The organism is Enterobacter sp. A103 (assembly GCF_034427535.1).
In the GTDB taxonomy this organism is placed as follows: domain Bacteria; phylum Pseudomonadota; class Gammaproteobacteria; order Enterobacterales; family Enterobacteriaceae; genus Enterobacter; species Enterobacter asburiae_B.
Genome location: NZ_JAXQPQ010000002.1, coordinates 43,862 through 59,254 on the forward strand (window position 1 = coordinate 43,862; position 15,393 = coordinate 59,254).

The 15,393-nt window shown below is 58.1% G+C and carries 16 protein-coding genes; 8 read left to right on the top strand and 8 right to left on the bottom strand.

The features are described 5' to 3' along the window. Positions 1-8 precede the first annotated feature (8 nt). Complete coding sequence (locus SPH27_RS05595; RefSeq protein ID WP_182071148.1) at positions 9-1,316, top strand: sulfurtransferase; 1,308 nt, start codon at positions 9-11, stop codon at positions 1,314-1,316. On the opposite strand, the gene SPH27_RS05600 is transcribed toward SPH27_RS05595, so the two are convergent. Together SPH27_RS05600 and SPH27_RS05605 are read right to left on the bottom strand one after the other, a co-directional pair. Further along, complete coding sequence (locus SPH27_RS05600) at positions 1,313-1,930, bottom strand: CDP-alcohol phosphatidyltransferase family protein (protein ID WP_087822395.1); 618 nt, start codon at positions 1,928-1,930, stop codon at positions 1,313-1,315. The genes SPH27_RS05595 and SPH27_RS05600 overlap by 4 nt on opposite strands. Then, on the bottom strand, positions 1,923-2,492 hold the full coding sequence (locus SPH27_RS05605) for a carboxymuconolactone decarboxylase family protein (protein ID WP_182071147.1): 570 nt from the start codon (positions 2,490-2,492) through the stop codon (positions 1,923-1,925). The genes SPH27_RS05600 and SPH27_RS05605 overlap by 8 nt, the downstream gene beginning before the upstream one ends. A gap of 75 nt (positions 2,493-2,567) precedes the next feature. Between SPH27_RS05605 and SPH27_RS05610 the strand changes: the two genes are divergently transcribed. After that, a complete protein-coding gene (locus tag SPH27_RS05610) occupies positions 2,568-2,984 on the top strand; it encodes a pyrimidine (deoxy)nucleoside triphosphate diphosphatase (RefSeq protein ID WP_284593250.1) in 417 nt (138 codons plus the stop codon). Here SPH27_RS05610 and SPH27_RS05615 read toward each other — a convergent pair. Further along, positions 2,944-3,222 carry a DUF1496 domain-containing protein gene (locus SPH27_RS05615; protein ID WP_029742006.1) on the bottom strand — a complete coding sequence of 93 codons (279 nt, stop codon included), beginning with the start codon at positions 3,220-3,222 and terminating at the stop codon, positions 2,944-2,946. The two genes, SPH27_RS05610 and SPH27_RS05615, sit on opposite strands and share 41 nt — an antisense overlap. A 228-nt stretch (positions 3,223-3,450) precedes the next feature. On the opposite strand from SPH27_RS05615, the gene gdhA reads away from it, so the two are divergent. Beyond that, complete coding sequence (gdhA, locus tag SPH27_RS05620) at positions 3,451-4,794, top strand: NADP-specific glutamate dehydrogenase (protein ID WP_039262035.1); 1,344 nt, start codon at positions 3,451-3,453, stop codon at positions 4,792-4,794. Between the two features lie 71 nt (positions 4,795-4,865). Here the strand turns inward: gdhA and SPH27_RS05625 are convergent, their stop codons facing one another. The 3 genes from SPH27_RS05625 to SPH27_RS05635 form a co-directional block, all read right to left on the bottom strand. Beyond that, positions 4,866-6,773 carry a DNA topoisomerase III gene (locus tag SPH27_RS05625; protein ID WP_048977359.1) on the bottom strand — a complete coding sequence of 636 codons (1,908 nt, stop codon included), beginning with the start codon at positions 6,771-6,773 and terminating at the stop codon, positions 4,866-4,868. A 4-nt stretch (positions 6,774-6,777) separates the two neighbouring features. Beyond that, positions 6,778-7,821, bottom strand: coding sequence for a selenide, water dikinase SelD (gene selD / locus SPH27_RS05630; RefSeq protein WP_182071146.1), 1,044 nt, complete (start codon positions 7,819-7,821; stop codon positions 6,778-6,780). Positions 7,822-7,936: 115 nt separating this feature from the next. After that, positions 7,937-8,488, bottom strand: coding sequence for an NAD(P)H nitroreductase (locus SPH27_RS05635; protein WP_033145247.1), 552 nt, complete (start codon positions 8,486-8,488; stop codon positions 7,937-7,939). Positions 8,489-8,655: 167 nt separating this feature from the next. Between SPH27_RS05635 and sppA the strand changes: the two genes are divergently transcribed. The 3 genes from sppA to pncA all read left to right on the top strand — a co-directional run bounded on the left by sppA (position 8,656) and on the right by pncA (position 12,243). After that, positions 8,656-10,512 (top strand): signal peptide peptidase SppA, encoded by a 1,857-nt coding sequence (sppA, locus tag SPH27_RS05640; protein ID WP_182071145.1) that lies wholly within the window; start codon positions 8,656-8,658, stop codon positions 10,510-10,512. A 63-nt stretch (positions 10,513-10,575) separates the two neighbouring features. Further along, entirely contained in the window at positions 10,576-11,592 is a 1,017-nt protein-coding gene (gene ansA, locus SPH27_RS05645; RefSeq protein WP_182071144.1) for an asparaginase, read from the top strand. A gap of 9 nt (positions 11,593-11,601) precedes the next feature. Next, positions 11,602-12,243: a bifunctional nicotinamidase/pyrazinamidase gene (gene pncA / locus SPH27_RS05650; protein WP_182071143.1), complete on the top strand. Its 642-nt coding sequence runs from the start codon at positions 11,602-11,604 to the stop codon at positions 12,241-12,243. 45 nt (positions 12,244-12,288) lie between these two features. Here pncA and SPH27_RS05655 read toward each other — a convergent pair whose 3' ends face one another. Continuing rightward, positions 12,289-12,552 (bottom strand): YeaC family protein, encoded by a 264-nt coding sequence (locus SPH27_RS05655; protein WP_196238666.1) that lies wholly within the window; start codon positions 12,550-12,552, stop codon positions 12,289-12,291. A gap of 56 nt (positions 12,553-12,608) precedes the next feature. Continuing rightward, positions 12,609-13,022: a peptide-methionine (R)-S-oxide reductase MsrB gene (msrB, locus tag SPH27_RS05660; RefSeq protein WP_008500710.1), complete on the bottom strand. Its 414-nt coding sequence runs from the start codon at positions 13,020-13,022 to the stop codon at positions 12,609-12,611. A gap of 340 nt (positions 13,023-13,362) precedes the next feature. Between msrB and gapA the strand changes: the two genes are divergently transcribed. Continuing rightward, a complete protein-coding gene (gene gapA, locus SPH27_RS05665; RefSeq protein WP_023311257.1) occupies positions 13,363-14,358 on the top strand; it encodes a glyceraldehyde-3-phosphate dehydrogenase in 996 nt (331 codons plus the stop codon). Positions 14,359-14,432: 74 nt separating this feature from the next. Next, positions 14,433-15,317 carry a D-hexose-6-phosphate mutarotase gene (locus SPH27_RS05670; RefSeq protein ID WP_182071142.1) on the top strand — a complete coding sequence of 295 codons (885 nt, stop codon included), beginning with the start codon at positions 14,433-14,435 and terminating at the stop codon, positions 15,315-15,317. Positions 15,318-15,393 lie beyond the last annotated feature (76 nt).

The window sequence follows — 15,393 nt, forward strand, 5'->3', positions numbered from 1 at the left end:
GTTATTCGATGAAACGTGTTTCTCAACTGACCGCGCTGGCCCTGCTCTGCGGCCTCGCGTCCTTTTCCTCTCTGGCGGCTGATATGCCCAACGCGATGACGCTCTCCCAGCTTCAGGCGCAGCACGGCACGCCTGTCGACACCCGCCCCAGCGCGTTCTATAACGGCTGGCCGCAAACCCTCAGCGGCCCTTCCGGGCACGAACCCGCCGCACTCAACCTGGCTGCCGCCTGGCTGGGCGCAATGAGCGACGAGCAGATTGCGCTTTGGGCAAAACAGCATCAGCTTACGCCCGCGACGGCCATCGCCCTCTACGGCGAAGAGAACGATAACCTGGCGGTGAAATCCCGCCTGGAGAAAGCCGGATACCGCCACGTCTCGCTGCTCAGCGACGCGCTGCAGACGCCCGACCGCCTTCAGCGCCTGCCCCACTTTGAACAGCTGGTTTACCCGCAGTGGATCCACCGCCTCCAGCAGGGTAAACCCGTGACCGCCGCGCCGGCGGGTGACTGGAAAGTGATTGAAGCCGCTTGGGGCGCACCGAAGTTTTACCTGCTGAACCACATTCCCGGCGCGGGCTACATCGACACCAACGAGGTGGAAAGCGAGCCGCTGTGGAATAAAGTCTCCGACGACAAGCTGAAAGCGATGCTGGCGAAGCACGGTATCCGTCACGACACCACCGTTATTTTGTATGGCCGTGACGTTTACGCCGCCGCGCGCGTGGCGCAGATAATGCTGTATGCAGGCGTGAAGGATGTGCGCATTCTCGACGGCGGCTGGAAGGCGTGGTCGGATGCAGGCCTCCCGGTTGAACGCGGCACGCCCGGCAAAGTGACGCCAGCACCCGATTTCGGCGCGCCGATCCCCGGCCAGCCGCAGCTGATGGTTGATATGGAACAGGCGCGGGGGATGCTGCACCGTCAGGATGCCTCCCTGGTCAGCATTCGTTCGTGGCCGGAGTTCATCGGCGAAACCAGCGGCTACAGCTACATCAAGCCAAAAGGTGAAATAGCCGGTGCCCGCTGGGGTCATGCGGGCAGCGACGCGACCCATATGGAAGATTTCCATAACCCGGATGGCACCATGCGCAGCGCGGACGATATCGCCGCCCAGTGGAAGCGCTGGAATATTCTGCCGGAACAGCACGTCGCGTTTTACTGCGGCACCGGGTGGCGCGCGTCAGAAACCTTTATGTACGCCCGGGCGATGGGCTGGAAGAATGTCGCCGTCTATGACGGCGGCTGGTACGAATGGAGCAGTCACCCGCAGAACCCGGTCACCACCGGAGAGCGCGGGCCAGAGAGCGCTCTCTAACGGGTGAGTGACTTCAGCGTCACATAGCCGCTCCAGACGCGCGTTGTGGTGGTCAGCCAGCACAGCGCGCCGAATACCCACGCGAACAGCGCAAAGTGCGCCGGGAACAGGCAGCACAGCACGAACAGCGCGATGGTCTCCGTCCCTTCCGTTAACCCACCGATGTAATAAAACGACTTGTGCGCATAGCCGGGGTTGTCGATGTCGTGCTTTGCGGCCAGCGCCGCAAACGCCAGAAAACTGCTGCCGGTACCGATAAACGCAAACAGCAGCCAGGCGGCCGCGAGCGCATTCTCTGCCGGAGCCGCGAGCGCAAAGCCAAACGGCACCAGGGCGTAGAACAGAAAATCGAGCGCGATATCGAGAAATCCCCCCGCGTCGGTCAGCCCTCTCCGGCGCGCCAGCGCGCCGTCCAGGCCATCCAGCAGGCGGTTAAGCACGATGGCGGCCAGCGCCGCCGGATACCAGCCGAGGGCCAGAAACGGCAGCGCCAGCACGCCGATGGCAAACCCGGTCAGGGTTAATCCGTCGGGCGTGATGCCCGGCTTATCCAGCACGGAAACCAGACGATTCAGAACGGGCTTTACCCGCGGGTGCAGGTGACGGTCAAGCATGGGGAGTCTCGCTAAACGTGGCGCACAGCCCCTGCGCCGGAATATCCAGCGCGGCATTAAAGCGGGCGGAGAGATTCTGAAACGCAATCAGCGCCGTCATCTCGGTGATGGCATCATCCGTGAAGTGGCGTTTCAGCGCCGTTCTGACTGACTCATCCGCCCGGGGCGGCGTGGCGGTCATCGCCTCGGCGTAGGCCAGCGCCGCGCGCTCTTGCTCGTTGAACAAGGCGGAATCCTGCCAGTCGCTCACGGCCTGAACCTTATCCAGCGCGCCGCAGCGCTCGGCCAGCCGCAGGCTGTTGGCATCAATACAGAAAGCGCAGTGACAGAGCTGGGATACCCGCGTCATGAGCAGCGAACGCAGCGCGGGCGTCAGGCGCGCGTGACGACGCTCCAGAAAGCCGACAAACAGCGCCACCAGCCAGAACAGACGCGGCATTCGCCCCCACCAGCGGGTGGGATTCAGCACCGCGCCAAAATGCTTTTTCTGCATGGCGGCTATCGGTTTTAGGCTGGCGGGAAGGGATTCGAGGGGGGCAACCCAGGCGGTGGACTCTTTCACCTGATTCTCCTGTTTACTGGACTCTGAGAAAGGGCACGATAATATGTCTTTTTTCGCTATTAATTATTGACGACCATGCTGAAAACACTCGATGTCGTTGCCGCCATCATCGAAAAAGACGGCAACATTTTACTGGCGCAGCGCCCTGCCCACGCCGATCAGCCGGGAATGTGGGAATTTGCAGGCGGTAAAGTCGAGGCCGGAGAAACCCAGCCAGAAGCGCTTATCCGCGAGCTGCGTGAAGAGTTGGGCATTGACGCCCTGCCGGGGCAATACGTGGCAAGCCACCAGCGGGAAGTCTCGCAGCGGTTGATTAACCTGCATGCCTGGCACGTTCCTGCTTTTCGCGGCGAGCTCACGGCGCACTACCACAGCGCGCTCGCATGGTGTACGCCGGAAGAGGCGTTTGGCTACTCCTTAGCCCCTGCGGATATTCCGCTGCTGGAAGCCTTTATTGTTTTACGCGACGCCAGACCAGCGGGTTCGTGCTGATGGCGCGCTCGTCGCGCTGGCACTGCAGCAGAATGCCGTCCGCTTTCACAACGGCCCCTTCCGAGTAGTTCTGATTCTGATAGATACAGCACTGATTACAGGGCTGCACCGTTTGATTCTGGCCGCTGGAGCTAAACACTTCCGGCGGCACATTCACTTCCACGTCCGGGAGAATGGGGTTGGCCTGCACGCCTGCAGTAAAGATCAGACATAACGCGGTGAGTAGATAACGTTTCATAGACACATCTTCCAGTAGTTCCTTGATAATGACTATAACGGTAAACCAGAGCCGAACCTTTAATTTATCTCTTCATCGCTTTTCGTTATGACGCCCGCCCTCTCATTAATTTCCCTTTCGTCATAAATTTCTGCTTGCCTCACAAAGCGGTACGGGTGGTATAGTCAAAAAAACAACACAAATCGCATAAGTAATACACATAAAATACGATAAGAGGTTCTTATATCTATGGATCAGACACGCTCTCTGGAAAGTTTCCTTGCCCATGTTCAGCAGCGCGACCCGCACCAAAGCGAGTTCGCGCAGGCCGTGCGTGAAGTTATGACCACCCTGTGGCCCTTCCTTGAACAAAACCCGCGTTATCGCCAGATGTCTCTGCTTGAACGCCTGGTCGAGCCAGAGCGCGTGATCCAGTTCCGCGTGACGTGGGTTGACGATCGCAACCAGGTACAGGTTAACCGGGCGTGGCGCGTTCAGTTTAACTCGGCCATTGGTCCGTTTAAGGGCGGCATGCGTTTTCATCCGTCCGTGAACCTGTCGATTCTGAAATTCCTCGGCTTCGAGCAGACCTTTAAAAACGCCCTCACCACGCTACCGATGGGCGGCGGGAAAGGCGGCAGCGATTTCGACCCGAAAGGCAAAAGCGAAGGCGAAGTCATGCGCTTCTGCCAGGCGCTGATGACCGAACTCTACCGTCACCTCGGCCCGGATACCGACGTTCCTGCCGGTGATATCGGCGTGGGCGGACGTGAAGTGGGCTTTATGGCCGGGATGATGAAAAAGCTCTCCAACAACAGCGCCTGCGTCTTTACCGGCAAGGGGCTGTCGTTTGGCGGGAGCCTGATCCGCCCGGAAGCGACGGGATACGGCCTGGTTTACTTCACCGAGGCGATGCTCAAGCGTCACGGTTTAGGCTTTGAAGGTATGCGCGTCGCGGTGTCCGGCTCAGGTAACGTGGCGCAGTACGCGATTGAGAAAGCGATGCAGCTTGGCGCTCGCGTGGTGACCGCCTCTGACTCCAGCGGCACGGTAGTGGATGAAGCGGGCTTCACGGCAGAGAAGCTGGCGCGCCTGTGTGAAATCAAAGCCAGCCGCGACGGTCGCGTGGCGGATTATGCCCGGGAGCTTGGCCTGACCTACCTGGAAGGGAAACAGCCGTGGGGCGTGCCGGTGGATATCGCCCTGCCGTGCGCCACGCAGAACGAGCTGGATGCAGACGCCGCGCGTACCCTGATTAGCAACGGCGTAAAAGCGGTGGCCGAAGGGGCGAATATGCCGACCACCATCGACGCGACGGACCTGTTCCTGGAAGCGGGCGTGCTGTTTGCGCCGGGCAAGGCCGCTAACGCGGGCGGCGTGGCGACCTCCGGCCTCGAGATGGCGCAAAACGCCGCGCGTCTCGGCTGGAAGGCGGAGAAAGTGGATGCGCGCCTGCACCACATCATGCTGGATATTCACCATGCCTGCGTGGAGTACGGTGGCGAGGCATCGCAAACCAACTACGTGCGCGGGGCGAATATCGCCGGGTTCGTGAAGGTGGCGGATGCGATGATTGGGCAGGGTGTGATTTAAGGTTTATCGCGTGTGGCCGGGAGCCCTCATCCCGGCCCTCTCCCAGAGGGAGAGGGAGAAAACCGGGCGTATCAGGCCGCGCTCTTTTTCTTTTTGAACGGTTTCTTCGCGCCCCCACCGGGCGCAACCATCCCTCTGAACGTTTTCACCGGCGTGCTGCGCGCCTGATCGATCAGCTGATAAAGCGTCCCGACCAGCGGCTGCATAAAGTCCTGATAGCGGCACTGCTTCTCGCTGATCTGCGTCAGCACCGATTCCCAGTGCGCGGTCATGTCCGGCCTCGCGGCCAGCTCCGGCAGAGAATGAATCAGCGCCCGGCCCGGTTCCGTTGAGTGGATGTAGCGTCCCTTTTTCTCCAGGAAGCCGCGCTTAAAGAGCAGCTCGATGATCCCCGCTCGCGTCGCTTCCGTCCCCAGACCGTCGGTGGCGCGCAGGATCTTCTTCAGATCTTTATCCTGCACAAACCGGGCGATCCCGGTCATCGCCGACAGCAGCGTCGCATCGGTGAAATGGCGCGGCGGCTGGGTCTGACGTTCAACCACTTCGCCCTTCTCGCACAGCAGTTCGTCATCTTTAGCGACCACCGGCAGCGGCGTGCCGTCGTTCTCTTCGTCGCGCTCTTTATTCCCCAGCAGCGTGCGCCAGCCTGCTTCCGCGAGGAAACGCGCTTTGGCGATAAACTTGCCTTTGGCAATCTCAAGCTCGATCACGCACTTACGGAATACCGCGTCCGGGCAGAACTGCATCAGGTACTGACGGGCGATCAGGTTATAGACCTTCGCTTCGTTCTCGGTCAGGTTGACGTTGCTGGCGCGCGCCGTCGGGATAATCGCGTGGTGAGCATCGACTTTTTTGTCGTCCCAGCAGCGATTATGGGTGTCCGGATTCACCGCCGGCTGCGGGAGCAGATCCGGCGCGTGCACGCTAATGGCGTTCATCACCGAGTGGCGTCCGGCAAAGTGTTCTTCCGGCAGATAGCGACTATCCGAACGCGGATAGGTGATGAGCTTGTGGGTTTCATAGAGCTTCTGGCAGATGTCCAGCACGTTCTGCGCGCTGAGGCCAAACTTTTTGGCCGCCTCAATCTGAAGTGCAGAAAGCGAGAACGGCAGCGGCGCGGGTTCTGATTCCCGTTTATCGTTATAGCTGGTGACGATAGCCGGCTGGCCGGTAATGCGGTTAACCACGTGATCCGCCAGCGGACGATGGAGCAGTCGCCCCTCTTCATCCTGATACGATTCACAGGCATCGCTCGGCTGCCAGACGGCGGTGAAGCGTTCGTCTTTAGGCGTGACGATATGCGCTTTCACCTCAAAGAAATCTTTGGCGACGAAGTTCTCAATCTCTTCGTCACGACGCACGACCAGCCCCAGCACCGGCGTCTGCACGCGCCCCACGGAGAGCACGCCCTGATAGCCCGCGTTGCGCCCAAGAATTGTGTAGGCGCGGGTCATGTTGATGCCGTACAGCCAGTCGGCGCGGGCGCGGGCTAATGCCGAGACGCACAGCGGGATAAACTCGCTGTTGGCGCGCAGGCGAGAGATCGCCCGCTCGACGGCCTGCGGGTTGAGGTCGTTTATCAGGCAGCGCTGCACCTGCTGGCGCTTTTCCGGCGCCAGCTCCAGGTAGTCCAGAACCTCATCCACCAGCAGCTGCCCTTCCCTGTCCGGGTCACCCGCGTGCACAATTTCAGCGGCGTCATGCAGGAAACGCTTGATCACGTTGAGCTGTTTGGTGACCGAAGGACGGGGCTGCAGGCGCCATTTTTCCGGCACGATGGGCAGATCGTTCAGGTTCCAGCGGGCGTAGCGGCTGTCGTAGACGTCCGGCTGCGCCTGCTCAAGCAGGTGACCAATACACCAGGTGACCACCTGCCCGTTACCGCATTCGATAAAGCCGTCGCCCTTACGATGCGGCTTAGGCAGCACGTCGGCGATGGCACGGGCCAGGCTCGGCTTTTCGGCAATAAACAACCGCATCGAATTAACGGATCTCAATCATCGGTCGGCCACCGCGCGCGGTCACCAGCTCGCCGATCGCCGTCAGGGTGATGCCAAACTCGGCGGCAGTGGCCTGAACCTCGGCTTCAGATTCCGGCGTCACCGCCAGCAGCAGGCCGCCGGAGGTTTGCGGATCGCACAGCAGGTTGCGCCACTCCTCGGGCATTTCGCCCATCATGTGACCGTAGCTGGCGAAGTTGCGCTGGGTACCGCCCGGGACCGCGCCCTGAGCAATATACTCCTCCACGCCCGGCAGCTTCGGCACGTCCTGATACCAGACCTGTGCCTGCACGCCCGCGCCCTGACACACTTCAGAGAGGTGCCCCAGCAGACCAAAACCGGTGACGTCGGTCATCGCCTTCACGCCGTCGATATTGGCAAACGCCGCACCGGCGAGGTTCATCTGGCACATGACTTCGGTTGCCAGGCCTTTGTGCTCCGGTTTCAGCAGGGATTTTTTCTCGGCGGTGGTCAGCACGCCAATGCCCAGCGGCTTGGTGAGGAACAGTTTGCAGCCCGCCTGCGCGGTGCTGTTGCGCTTCACGCGTTCGGTCGGCACTACGCCGGTAACGGCCAGGCCAAAGATAGGCTCCGGCGCATCAATAGAGTGACCACCGGCCAGCGCAATCCCCGCCTGCTGGCAGGCAAAGCGTCCGCCATCAATCACTTCACGGGCCACTTCCGGCGGGATGGTGTTGATCGGCCAGCCCAGAATGGCAATCGCCATGATCGGCTTACCGCCCATCGCGAAGATATCGCTGATGGCGTTGGTGGCCGCAATGCGCCCGAAGTCGAACGGGTTGTCGACAATCGGCATAAAGAAGTCGGTAGTACTGATAATGCTGGTGCCGTTACCTAAGTCATAAACTGCAGCATCGTCACGCGTTTCATTGCCGACAAGCAGGTTCGGGTCGACAAACTTCGCCTGTTCACTGTGCAGGATGGTCTCCAGCACTTTCGGGGAAATTTTACAACCGCAACCGGCTCCGTGGCTGTACTGCGTTAAACGAATGGTTTGCTCGCTCATGGACGTCTCCTGTCATCTCAATCGCGCTATGGTAGCGCTCATTCCATAAAGAGGTAAGTATGACTGTCTGAATTCTGCGGCAGATGCTCAGAATCCAGACAGTTTAGGTGCGTTATCAGAAATGGCTGACGAAAGGCGTGGTGTCCGGAATGCTGATGGTGCTGGAGGCTTTAAGCTGCGGGGTGCCGAGATAGAGGAAACCGACAATTTTGTCATGCTCACCGCAGCCAAAACCGTCACGGACCGCCGGGCTTTCGGTCAGCGCACCGGTACGCCAGATACCGTTAAAGCCCTGCGCGACGGCGGCCATTTGCATCGCCATCACCGCGCAGCCTGCGGACATTTCCTGCTCCCAGACCGGCACCTTATGGCCGGCCTGGCATTTCGCCACGACGGCGATAATCATCGGGGCGCGGAACGGGGCATTGCGCGCCTTGTCGATCCCTTTCTCATCCTGCCCGGCGGCAACCGCGCCCTGTTCCAGCAGCTGGCTGAAACGATCGCGGCCTTCGCCTTCAATCACAAAGAAGTGCCACGGCTGCAGCGTGCCGTGATCGGGGGCACGCATGCCGGCACGCAGAATGTTCTCCAGCTGCTCGCCTGCCGGGGCAGGTTCGGCCAGACGGGAAGCGCTACGGCGGTTAACAAGCAGTTCGAGTGCGTCCATTGGTTAACTCCTTTCTTGAAATTTACTCACAAAATTAACACGACGGCAGATTTTGTTACAGCCTGGCAGGCGATTCCTGCTGACAAGTGGCGGTTGGGTCATTACGATAACCCCACATTACCGTCCAGTGGCGACGGAAACAGTCATTTTCTGGTTAGGGAGAATACATGCGAACCCTTTGGCGAATCATTGCCGGTTTCTTTAAATGGACGTGGCGACTGCTCAACTTCGTCCGCAACCTGGTGATGAACATTTTCTTCATCCTGCTGGTTCTGGTTTGCGCGGGCATCTGGATGCATATCAGCAACGCGAATCAGGCGCAGCATTCGACTCGCGGGGCCCTGTTACTCGATATCACCGGCGTTATCGTTGATAAACCGTCCGCCAGCAACCGTCTGGGGGCAATCAGCCGCCAGCTGTTTGGCGCGACATCAGACCGTCTGCAGGAAAACTCCCTGTTCGATATCGTCGATACCATTCGTCAGGCCAAAGACGACCGGAACATCACCGGGATCGTGCTGGATCTGAAAGATTTCGCCGGAGGCGATCAGCCTTCAATGCAGTACATCGGTAAAGCGCTGCGCGAATTCCGCGACAGCGGCAAGCCGGTGATTGCCGTGGGCGACAGCTACAGCCAGGGGCAATATTATCTGGCGAGCTTCGCCAATAAAATCTGGCTCTCCCCGCAGGGGACGGTGGATCTGCACGGTTTTGCCACCAACGGCCTGTACTACAAATCCCTGCTCGACAAGCTGAAGGTCACCACCCACGTCTTCCGCGTCGGCACGTATAAATCAGCCGTCGAGCCGTTTATCCGCGACGACATGTCTCCTGCCGCCCGTGAAGCGGACAGCCGCTGGATTGGCGAGCTGTGGCAGAACTATCTGGGCACCGTTGCCGCTAACCGCCAGATTACGCCTGAGCAGGCGTTCCCCGGCGCGCAGGGCGTGCTGGATGGCCTGCGTAAGGTTGACGGTGATACCGCAAAATATGCGCTGGATAACAAACTGGTGGATGCCCTGGGCACCAGCGCCGAGATTGAAAAATCCCTGAGCAAGCAGTTTGGCTGGAGCAAAGAGGACAAAAATTACAGCGCCATCAGCATGTATGATTACTCGGCGAAAAAACCGGATGACAGCGGTAACAGCGTCGCGGTGGTCTTTGCCAACGGCGCCATCATGGACGGCCAGGAGACGCCGGGGAACGTGGGCGGCGATACTACCGCGTCACAAATCCGCGATGCTCGCCTGGATCCAAAAGTGAAAGCAATCGTCCTGCGGGTGAACAGCCCTGGCGGCAGCGTCAGCGCCTCCGAGGTGATCCGCGCTGAACTGGCCGCGGCACGCGCCGCCGGCAAGCCGGTGGTTGTATCAATGGGCGGAATGGCCGCCTCCGGTGGGTACTGGATCTCAACGCCAGCCAACTACATCGTGGCTAACCCAAGCACGCTGACCGGTTCGATTGGCATCTTCGGGGTGATCAACACCGTGGAAAACAGCCTGGATTCTCTGGGCGTGCATACCGATGGCGTTGCCACCTCTCCGCTGGCGGATGTGTCGGTGACCAAATCCCTGCCGCCGGAAGTCTCTGAGATGATGCAGCTCAGCATTGAGAACGGCTATAAGCGCTTTATCACCCTGGTGGCGGACTCGCGTAAAAAGACGCCTGAGCAGATCGACCAGATCGCACAGGGCCACGTCTGGACCGGCCAGGATGCGAAGAGCAACGGTCTGGTGGACAGCCTGGGCGACTTCGATGACGCGGTGAAGAAAGCCGCCGAGCTGGCGAAGCTCAAGCAGTGGCATATCGAGTATTATCAGGACGAGCCGTCGTTCTTCGATATGGTCATGGACAGCATGTCCGGCTCGGTACGCGCCATGCTGCCGGAGGCGATGCAGGCTTACCTGCCTGCGCCGGTCGCCACGGCGGCGAAAGCAATGAAGGCGGAAAGCGACAAGCTTGCGGCCTTTAACGATCCACAGAGTCGTTACGCGTTTTGCCTGACCTGCGCTAACGTCCGTTAAAAACCGTCCCCTCTTCCCGCGAAGAGGGGATTTTTTTCTTTTGAAGAACAAGAACTCACTACCATGCAGAAGAAATCGATTTATGTAGCCTACACTGGCGGTACCATCGGTATGCAGCGCTCTGAAAACGGCTATATCCCTGTCTCCGGCCACCTTCAGCGTCAGCTTGCGCTGATGCCAGAATTCCACCGTCCGGAGATGCCTGACTTCACCATCCACGAATACGAGCCGCTGATGGACTCCTCCGACATGACGCCGGAAGACTGGCAGCATATCGCGGATGACATTAAAGCCCATTACGACCAGTACGACGGCTTCGTGATCCTGCACGGCACCGACACCATGGCGTTTACCGCCTCGGCGCTCTCCTTCATGCTGGAGAACCTGAGCAAGCCGGTTATCGTCACCGGGTCGCAAATCCCGCTGGCGGAGCTGCGCTCGGACGGGCAGATCAACCTGCTTAACTCCCTGTACGTGGCGGCGAATTACCCGATTAACGAAGTAGCGCTGTTCTTTAATAACCGTCTGTATCGCGGCAACCGTACCACCAAAGCCCATGCCGACGGTTTTGACGCCTTCGCCTCCCCTAACCTGCAGCCGCTGCTGGAGGCCGGGATTCATATTCGTCGTCTGGGCACGCCGCCTGCGCCGAACACCGCCGGCGAGCTGATCGTGCATCCGATCACTCCGCAGCCGATTGGCGTGGTCACTATCTACCCGGGTATCTCTGCCGACGTGGTGCGTAACTTCCTGCGCCAGCCGGTGAAAGCGCTGATTCTGCGCTCCTATGGCGTCGGCAACGCGCCGCAGAACGGCGAATTCCTGAAAGAGCTTCAGGAAGCCAGCGAGCGCGGAATTGTGGTCGTGAACCTGACCCAGTGTATGTCCGGAAAGGTCAACATGGGTGGCTATGCCACCGGCAACGCGCTGGCGCATGCGGGGGTTATCAGCGGCTTCGATATGACCGTTGAGGCAACGCTGACTAAACTTCACTATTTACTGAGTCAGGATCTGGACATTCAGTCCATTCGCAGCGCGATGATGCAAAACCTGCGCGGCGAGCTGACCCCGGACGAATAAGGAGTACTCATGAAGCAACGCGCCCTGGTACTGGTCGATTTGCAAAATGATTTCTGCGCGGGCGGTGCGCTGGCCGTCGCCGAAGGTGACAGCACCGTTGACGTGGCAAACACGCTGATTGACTGGTGCAAAGCCCGCGGTGAAGCGGTTGTCGCAAGCCAGGACTGGCACCCGGCGAACCACGGCAGCTTTGCCAGCCAGCACGACGTCGAGCCTTTCACTCAGGGGGAACTCGACGGGCTGGCGCAAACCTTCTGGCCGGATCACTGCGTACAGCAGACGGAAGGCGCGGAGCTGCATCCGCTCCTGAACCAGAAAGCCATCGACGCGGTGTTCCATAAAGGTGAAAACCCGGCTATCGACAGCTATAGCGCGTTTTTTGATAACGGGCATCGCCAGAAAACGGCGCTGGACGCGTGGTTACGCCACCATGAAATCACGGAGCTGATCGTGCTGGGCCTGGCGACGGATTACTGCGTGAAGTTTACCGTGCTGGACGCGCTCCAGTTGGGGTATACCGTCAACGTCATCACCGACGGCTGCCGCGGGGTGAACATTCACCCGCAGGACAGCGCTCAGGCGTTTATGGATATGGCTGCGGAAGGCGCAACGCTGTATACGCTCGAAGACTGGCTGGAAACGCAGGCGTAGTCTTTTACGCCCTCTCCCTGTGGGAGAGGGTATCAACCTGCACCGTTATTGCATTTTCATCGTCGCAATCGGCTTCGGCGTGATGCCAAAGTCTTCTTTAAGCTCGCGCTTGCTCTTCATGACCATCTGGCCTTTGGTGTCGATCGTCATGTGCTGCGCGTCGGTGTTATTGCGCGCCTGCCACAGCATCACCAGCTGCAAACTGTTCTCTTTTTGCTCCGGCGTCAGCGCAACGCCGTCGGGCCATTTTCCCAGTTCTACGGCGGTCACCAGACGCTGATAAATCTCCGGCGTCATGCCGCTAATCATGTCATCAATATTCACTCTCGCGCCCTTTCAAAGGAATAATTTGCTGAATCGTTTTTTCAACCCTTAATCTGGTCACCGTTTTCATCATCGGTGAAGCTCATTGAGGCTGAATTTACGCAGAAACGCTCGCCCGTAGGCTGGGGGCCATCCGGGAAGACGTGCCCAAGGTGCGCATCGCAGTTGCCGCAGCGAATTTCCGTACGCACCATGCCGTGCGACGAGTCGGTCAGGTAGCGGATGGCCTCATCGCTCACCGGCTCGTAGAAACTCGGCCAGCCGCAGCCAGAATCAAATTTCGTTTGTGAATTGAACAGAGGCGCATCGCAGACCAGGCAGTGGTAGACGCCGTCTCGCTTGTTGTGCAGTAAACGCCCGGTGAACGGCGGTTCCGTTCCGTGATTCTGCGTCACGTAAAACTGCATTTCTGTGAGGTTTTTTTTCAAATCGTCAGGGTTACGTTGGTTCGACATATGCTTACATCTCGCTGTAGAAACAGACATCTTTCAACCCGGATTCTAACAAAACATTAACACCCTTGCGTGCACTTTTGATCTAAACTTATGTGTCGCAAATAAGCGGTCAGGCAATTGTGATCACGTTCACATTTTTATCCTGAGAGGACTTTAAAATCCCGGCTCAGCCCCCATATGGGTGCAAGCTCAAAGGGAAAGTGAGGCGAGTCAGTCGCACAAACGTTAGTCACAGGATTGATTTGTCGCAATGATTGACACGATTCCGCTTGACGCTGCGTAAGGTTTTTGTAATTTTACAGGCAACCTTTTATTCACTAACAAATAGCTGGTGGAATATATGACTATCAAAGTAGGTATCAACGGTTTTGGCCGTATCGGCCGTATTGTTTTCCGTGCTGCTCAGAAACGTTCTGACATCGAAATCGTTGGTATCAACGATCTCCTGGACGCTGAATACATGGCGTACATGCTGAAGTACGACTCAACTCACGGTCGTTTCGACGGCACCGTTGAAGTGAAAGACGGCCACCTGGTTGTTAATGGCAAAACCATCCGCGTTACTGCTGAAAAAGACCCAGCTAACCTGAAATGGAACGAAATCGGTGTTGACGTTGTTGCTGAAGCAACTGGTATCTTCCTGACCGACGAAACTGCGCGTAAACACATCACCGCTGGTGCGAAGAAAGTTGTTCTGACTGGTCCTTCCAAAGACAACACCCCAATGTTCGTTCGTGGTGCAAACTTCGAAACTTACGCTGGCCAGGATATCGTGTCTAACGCATCCTGCACCACCAACTGCCTGGCACCGCTGGCTAAAGTTATCAACGACAACTTCGGCATCATCGAAGGTCTGATGACTACCGTTCACGCGACTACCGCTACTCAGAAAACCGTTGATGGCCCGTCTCACAAAGACTGGCGCGGCGGCCGTGGCGCGGCTCAGAACATCATCCCATCCTCTACCGGTGCTGCTAAAGCTGTAGGTAAAGTACTGCCAGAACTGAATGGCAAACTGACTGGTATGGCGTTCCGCGTTCCAACTCCTAACGTATCCGTTGTTGACCTGACCGTTCGTCTGGAAAAAGCTGCTTCTTATGAAGAAATTAAGAAAGCAATCAAAGCTGCTTCCGAAGGCGCAATGAAAGGCGTTCTGGGCTACACCGAAGACGACGTTGTATCTACCGATTTCAACGGCGAAATCTGCACTTCAGTATTCGATGCTAAAGCAGGTATCGCACTGAACGACAACTTCGTGAAACTGGTTTCCTGGTACGACAACGAAACTGGCTACTCTAACAAAGTACTGGACCTGATCGCTCACATCTCCAAATAAGTTGAGATGAGTGTTTGATCCAAAAAGGCGACTTCGGTCGCCTTTTTTATTGTTTTTAGACAGAGGATTGCTTAATGACTAATAAAATTTTTGCACTTCCGGTAGTCGAACAACTTACCCCTGTGCTCTCCCGCCGTCAGATTGACGGCGCTGATGTCATCGTCGTTGACCACCCACGCGTTAAAGCGTCCGTAGCGCTCAACGGCGCCCACCTGCTCTCCTGGAAACCGGAAGGTGAAGCAGAAGGCTTATGGCTGAGCGATGCGACCTCCTTCAAAAAAGGGGCCGCAATCCGCGGTGGCGTACCGATCTGCTGGCCGTGGTTCGGCCCGTCCGCACAGCCGGGTTTGCCGTCTCACGGTTTTGCCCGCAACCAGCAGTGGACGCTGAAAGCGCATAACGAAGATGACAACGGCACAGTGCTGACCTTTGAGCTGCAGGCTAATGATGAAACCCGCGCCCTCTGGCCGCACGATTTCACCCTGTATGCTCGCTTCAAGCTGGGTAAAACCTGTGAAATCGAACTGGAAGCTCACGGCGAGTTCGAAACCACCTCTGCCCTGCACACCTATTTCAACGTGGGTGATATCAGCGCAGTGAAGGTGAGCGGGCTGGGCGATACCTATATCGACAAAGTGGATAACGCGAAAGAAGGCAAACTGAGCGACGGCGTTCAGGCATTCCCTGACCGTACCGACCGCGTTTACCTGCACCCGGAAGCGTGCAGCGTGATCCACGACGGCGCCCTGAACCGCGGCATTGAAGTGGTCCATCATCATCACAGCGACGTGGTGGGCTGGAACCCGGGCCCTGCGCTGTCCGTCAGCATGGCCGACATGACGGATGATGGCTACAAAACGTTTGTCTGCGTGGAAACCGCTTGCGTGAGCAACCCGCAAAAAGCGAGTGAGGAAAAACCGTCTCGTTTAGGGCAGACGATTCGCATTGTTAAGCGATAAATTCACTGCACCACGCTAAAGCAAACGGGGCGCAAGCGCCCCGTTTTGATGCAAAGATTGCACTGAATTAATGCAC

Bases quoted from the DNA above. Each gene is read 5' to 3' on its own strand.
- SPH27_RS05595 (WP_182071148.1), top strand. From the start codon at position 9: ATGAAACGTGTTTCTCAACTGACCGCGCTGGCCCTGCTCTGCGGCCTC.
- SPH27_RS05600 (WP_087822395.1), bottom strand. From the start codon at position 1,930: ATGCTTGACCGTCACCTGCACCCGCGGGTAAAGCCCGTTCTGAATCGT.
- SPH27_RS05610 (WP_284593250.1), top strand. From the start codon at position 2,568: ATGCTGAAAACACTCGATGTCGTTGCCGCCATCATCGAAAAAGACGGC.
- SPH27_RS05615 (WP_029742006.1), bottom strand. From the start codon at position 3,222: ATGAAACGTTATCTACTCACCGCGTTATGTCTGATCTTTACTGCAGGC.
- gdhA (WP_039262035.1), top strand. From the start codon at position 3,451: ATGGATCAGACACGCTCTCTGGAAAGTTTCCTTGCCCATGTTCAGCAG.
- SPH27_RS05625 (WP_048977359.1), bottom strand. From the start codon at position 6,773: ATGCGGTTGTTTATTGCCGAAAAGCCGAGCCTGGCCCGTGCCATCGCC.
- selD (WP_182071146.1), bottom strand. From the start codon at position 7,821: ATGAGCGAGCAAACCATTCGTTTAACGCAGTACAGCCACGGAGCCGGT.
- SPH27_RS05635 (WP_033145247.1), bottom strand. From the start codon at position 8,488: ATGGACGCACTCGAACTGCTTGTTAACCGCCGTAGCGCTTCCCGTCTG.
- sppA (WP_182071145.1), top strand. From the start codon at position 8,656: ATGCGAACCCTTTGGCGAATCATTGCCGGTTTCTTTAAATGGACGTGG.
- ansA (WP_182071144.1), top strand. From the start codon at position 10,576: ATGCAGAAGAAATCGATTTATGTAGCCTACACTGGCGGTACCATCGGT.
- pncA (WP_182071143.1), top strand. From the start codon at position 11,602: ATGAAGCAACGCGCCCTGGTACTGGTCGATTTGCAAAATGATTTCTGC.
- SPH27_RS05655 (WP_196238666.1), bottom strand. From the start codon at position 12,552: ATGATTAGCGGCATGACGCCGGAGATTTATCAGCGTCTGGTGACCGCC.
- msrB (WP_008500710.1), bottom strand. From the start codon at position 13,022: ATGTCGAACCAACGTAACCCTGACGATTTGAAAAAAAACCTCACAGAA.
- gapA (WP_023311257.1), top strand. From the start codon at position 13,363: ATGACTATCAAAGTAGGTATCAACGGTTTTGGCCGTATCGGCCGTATT.
- SPH27_RS05670 (WP_182071142.1), top strand. From the start codon at position 14,433: ATGACTAATAAAATTTTTGCACTTCCGGTAGTCGAACAACTTACCCCT.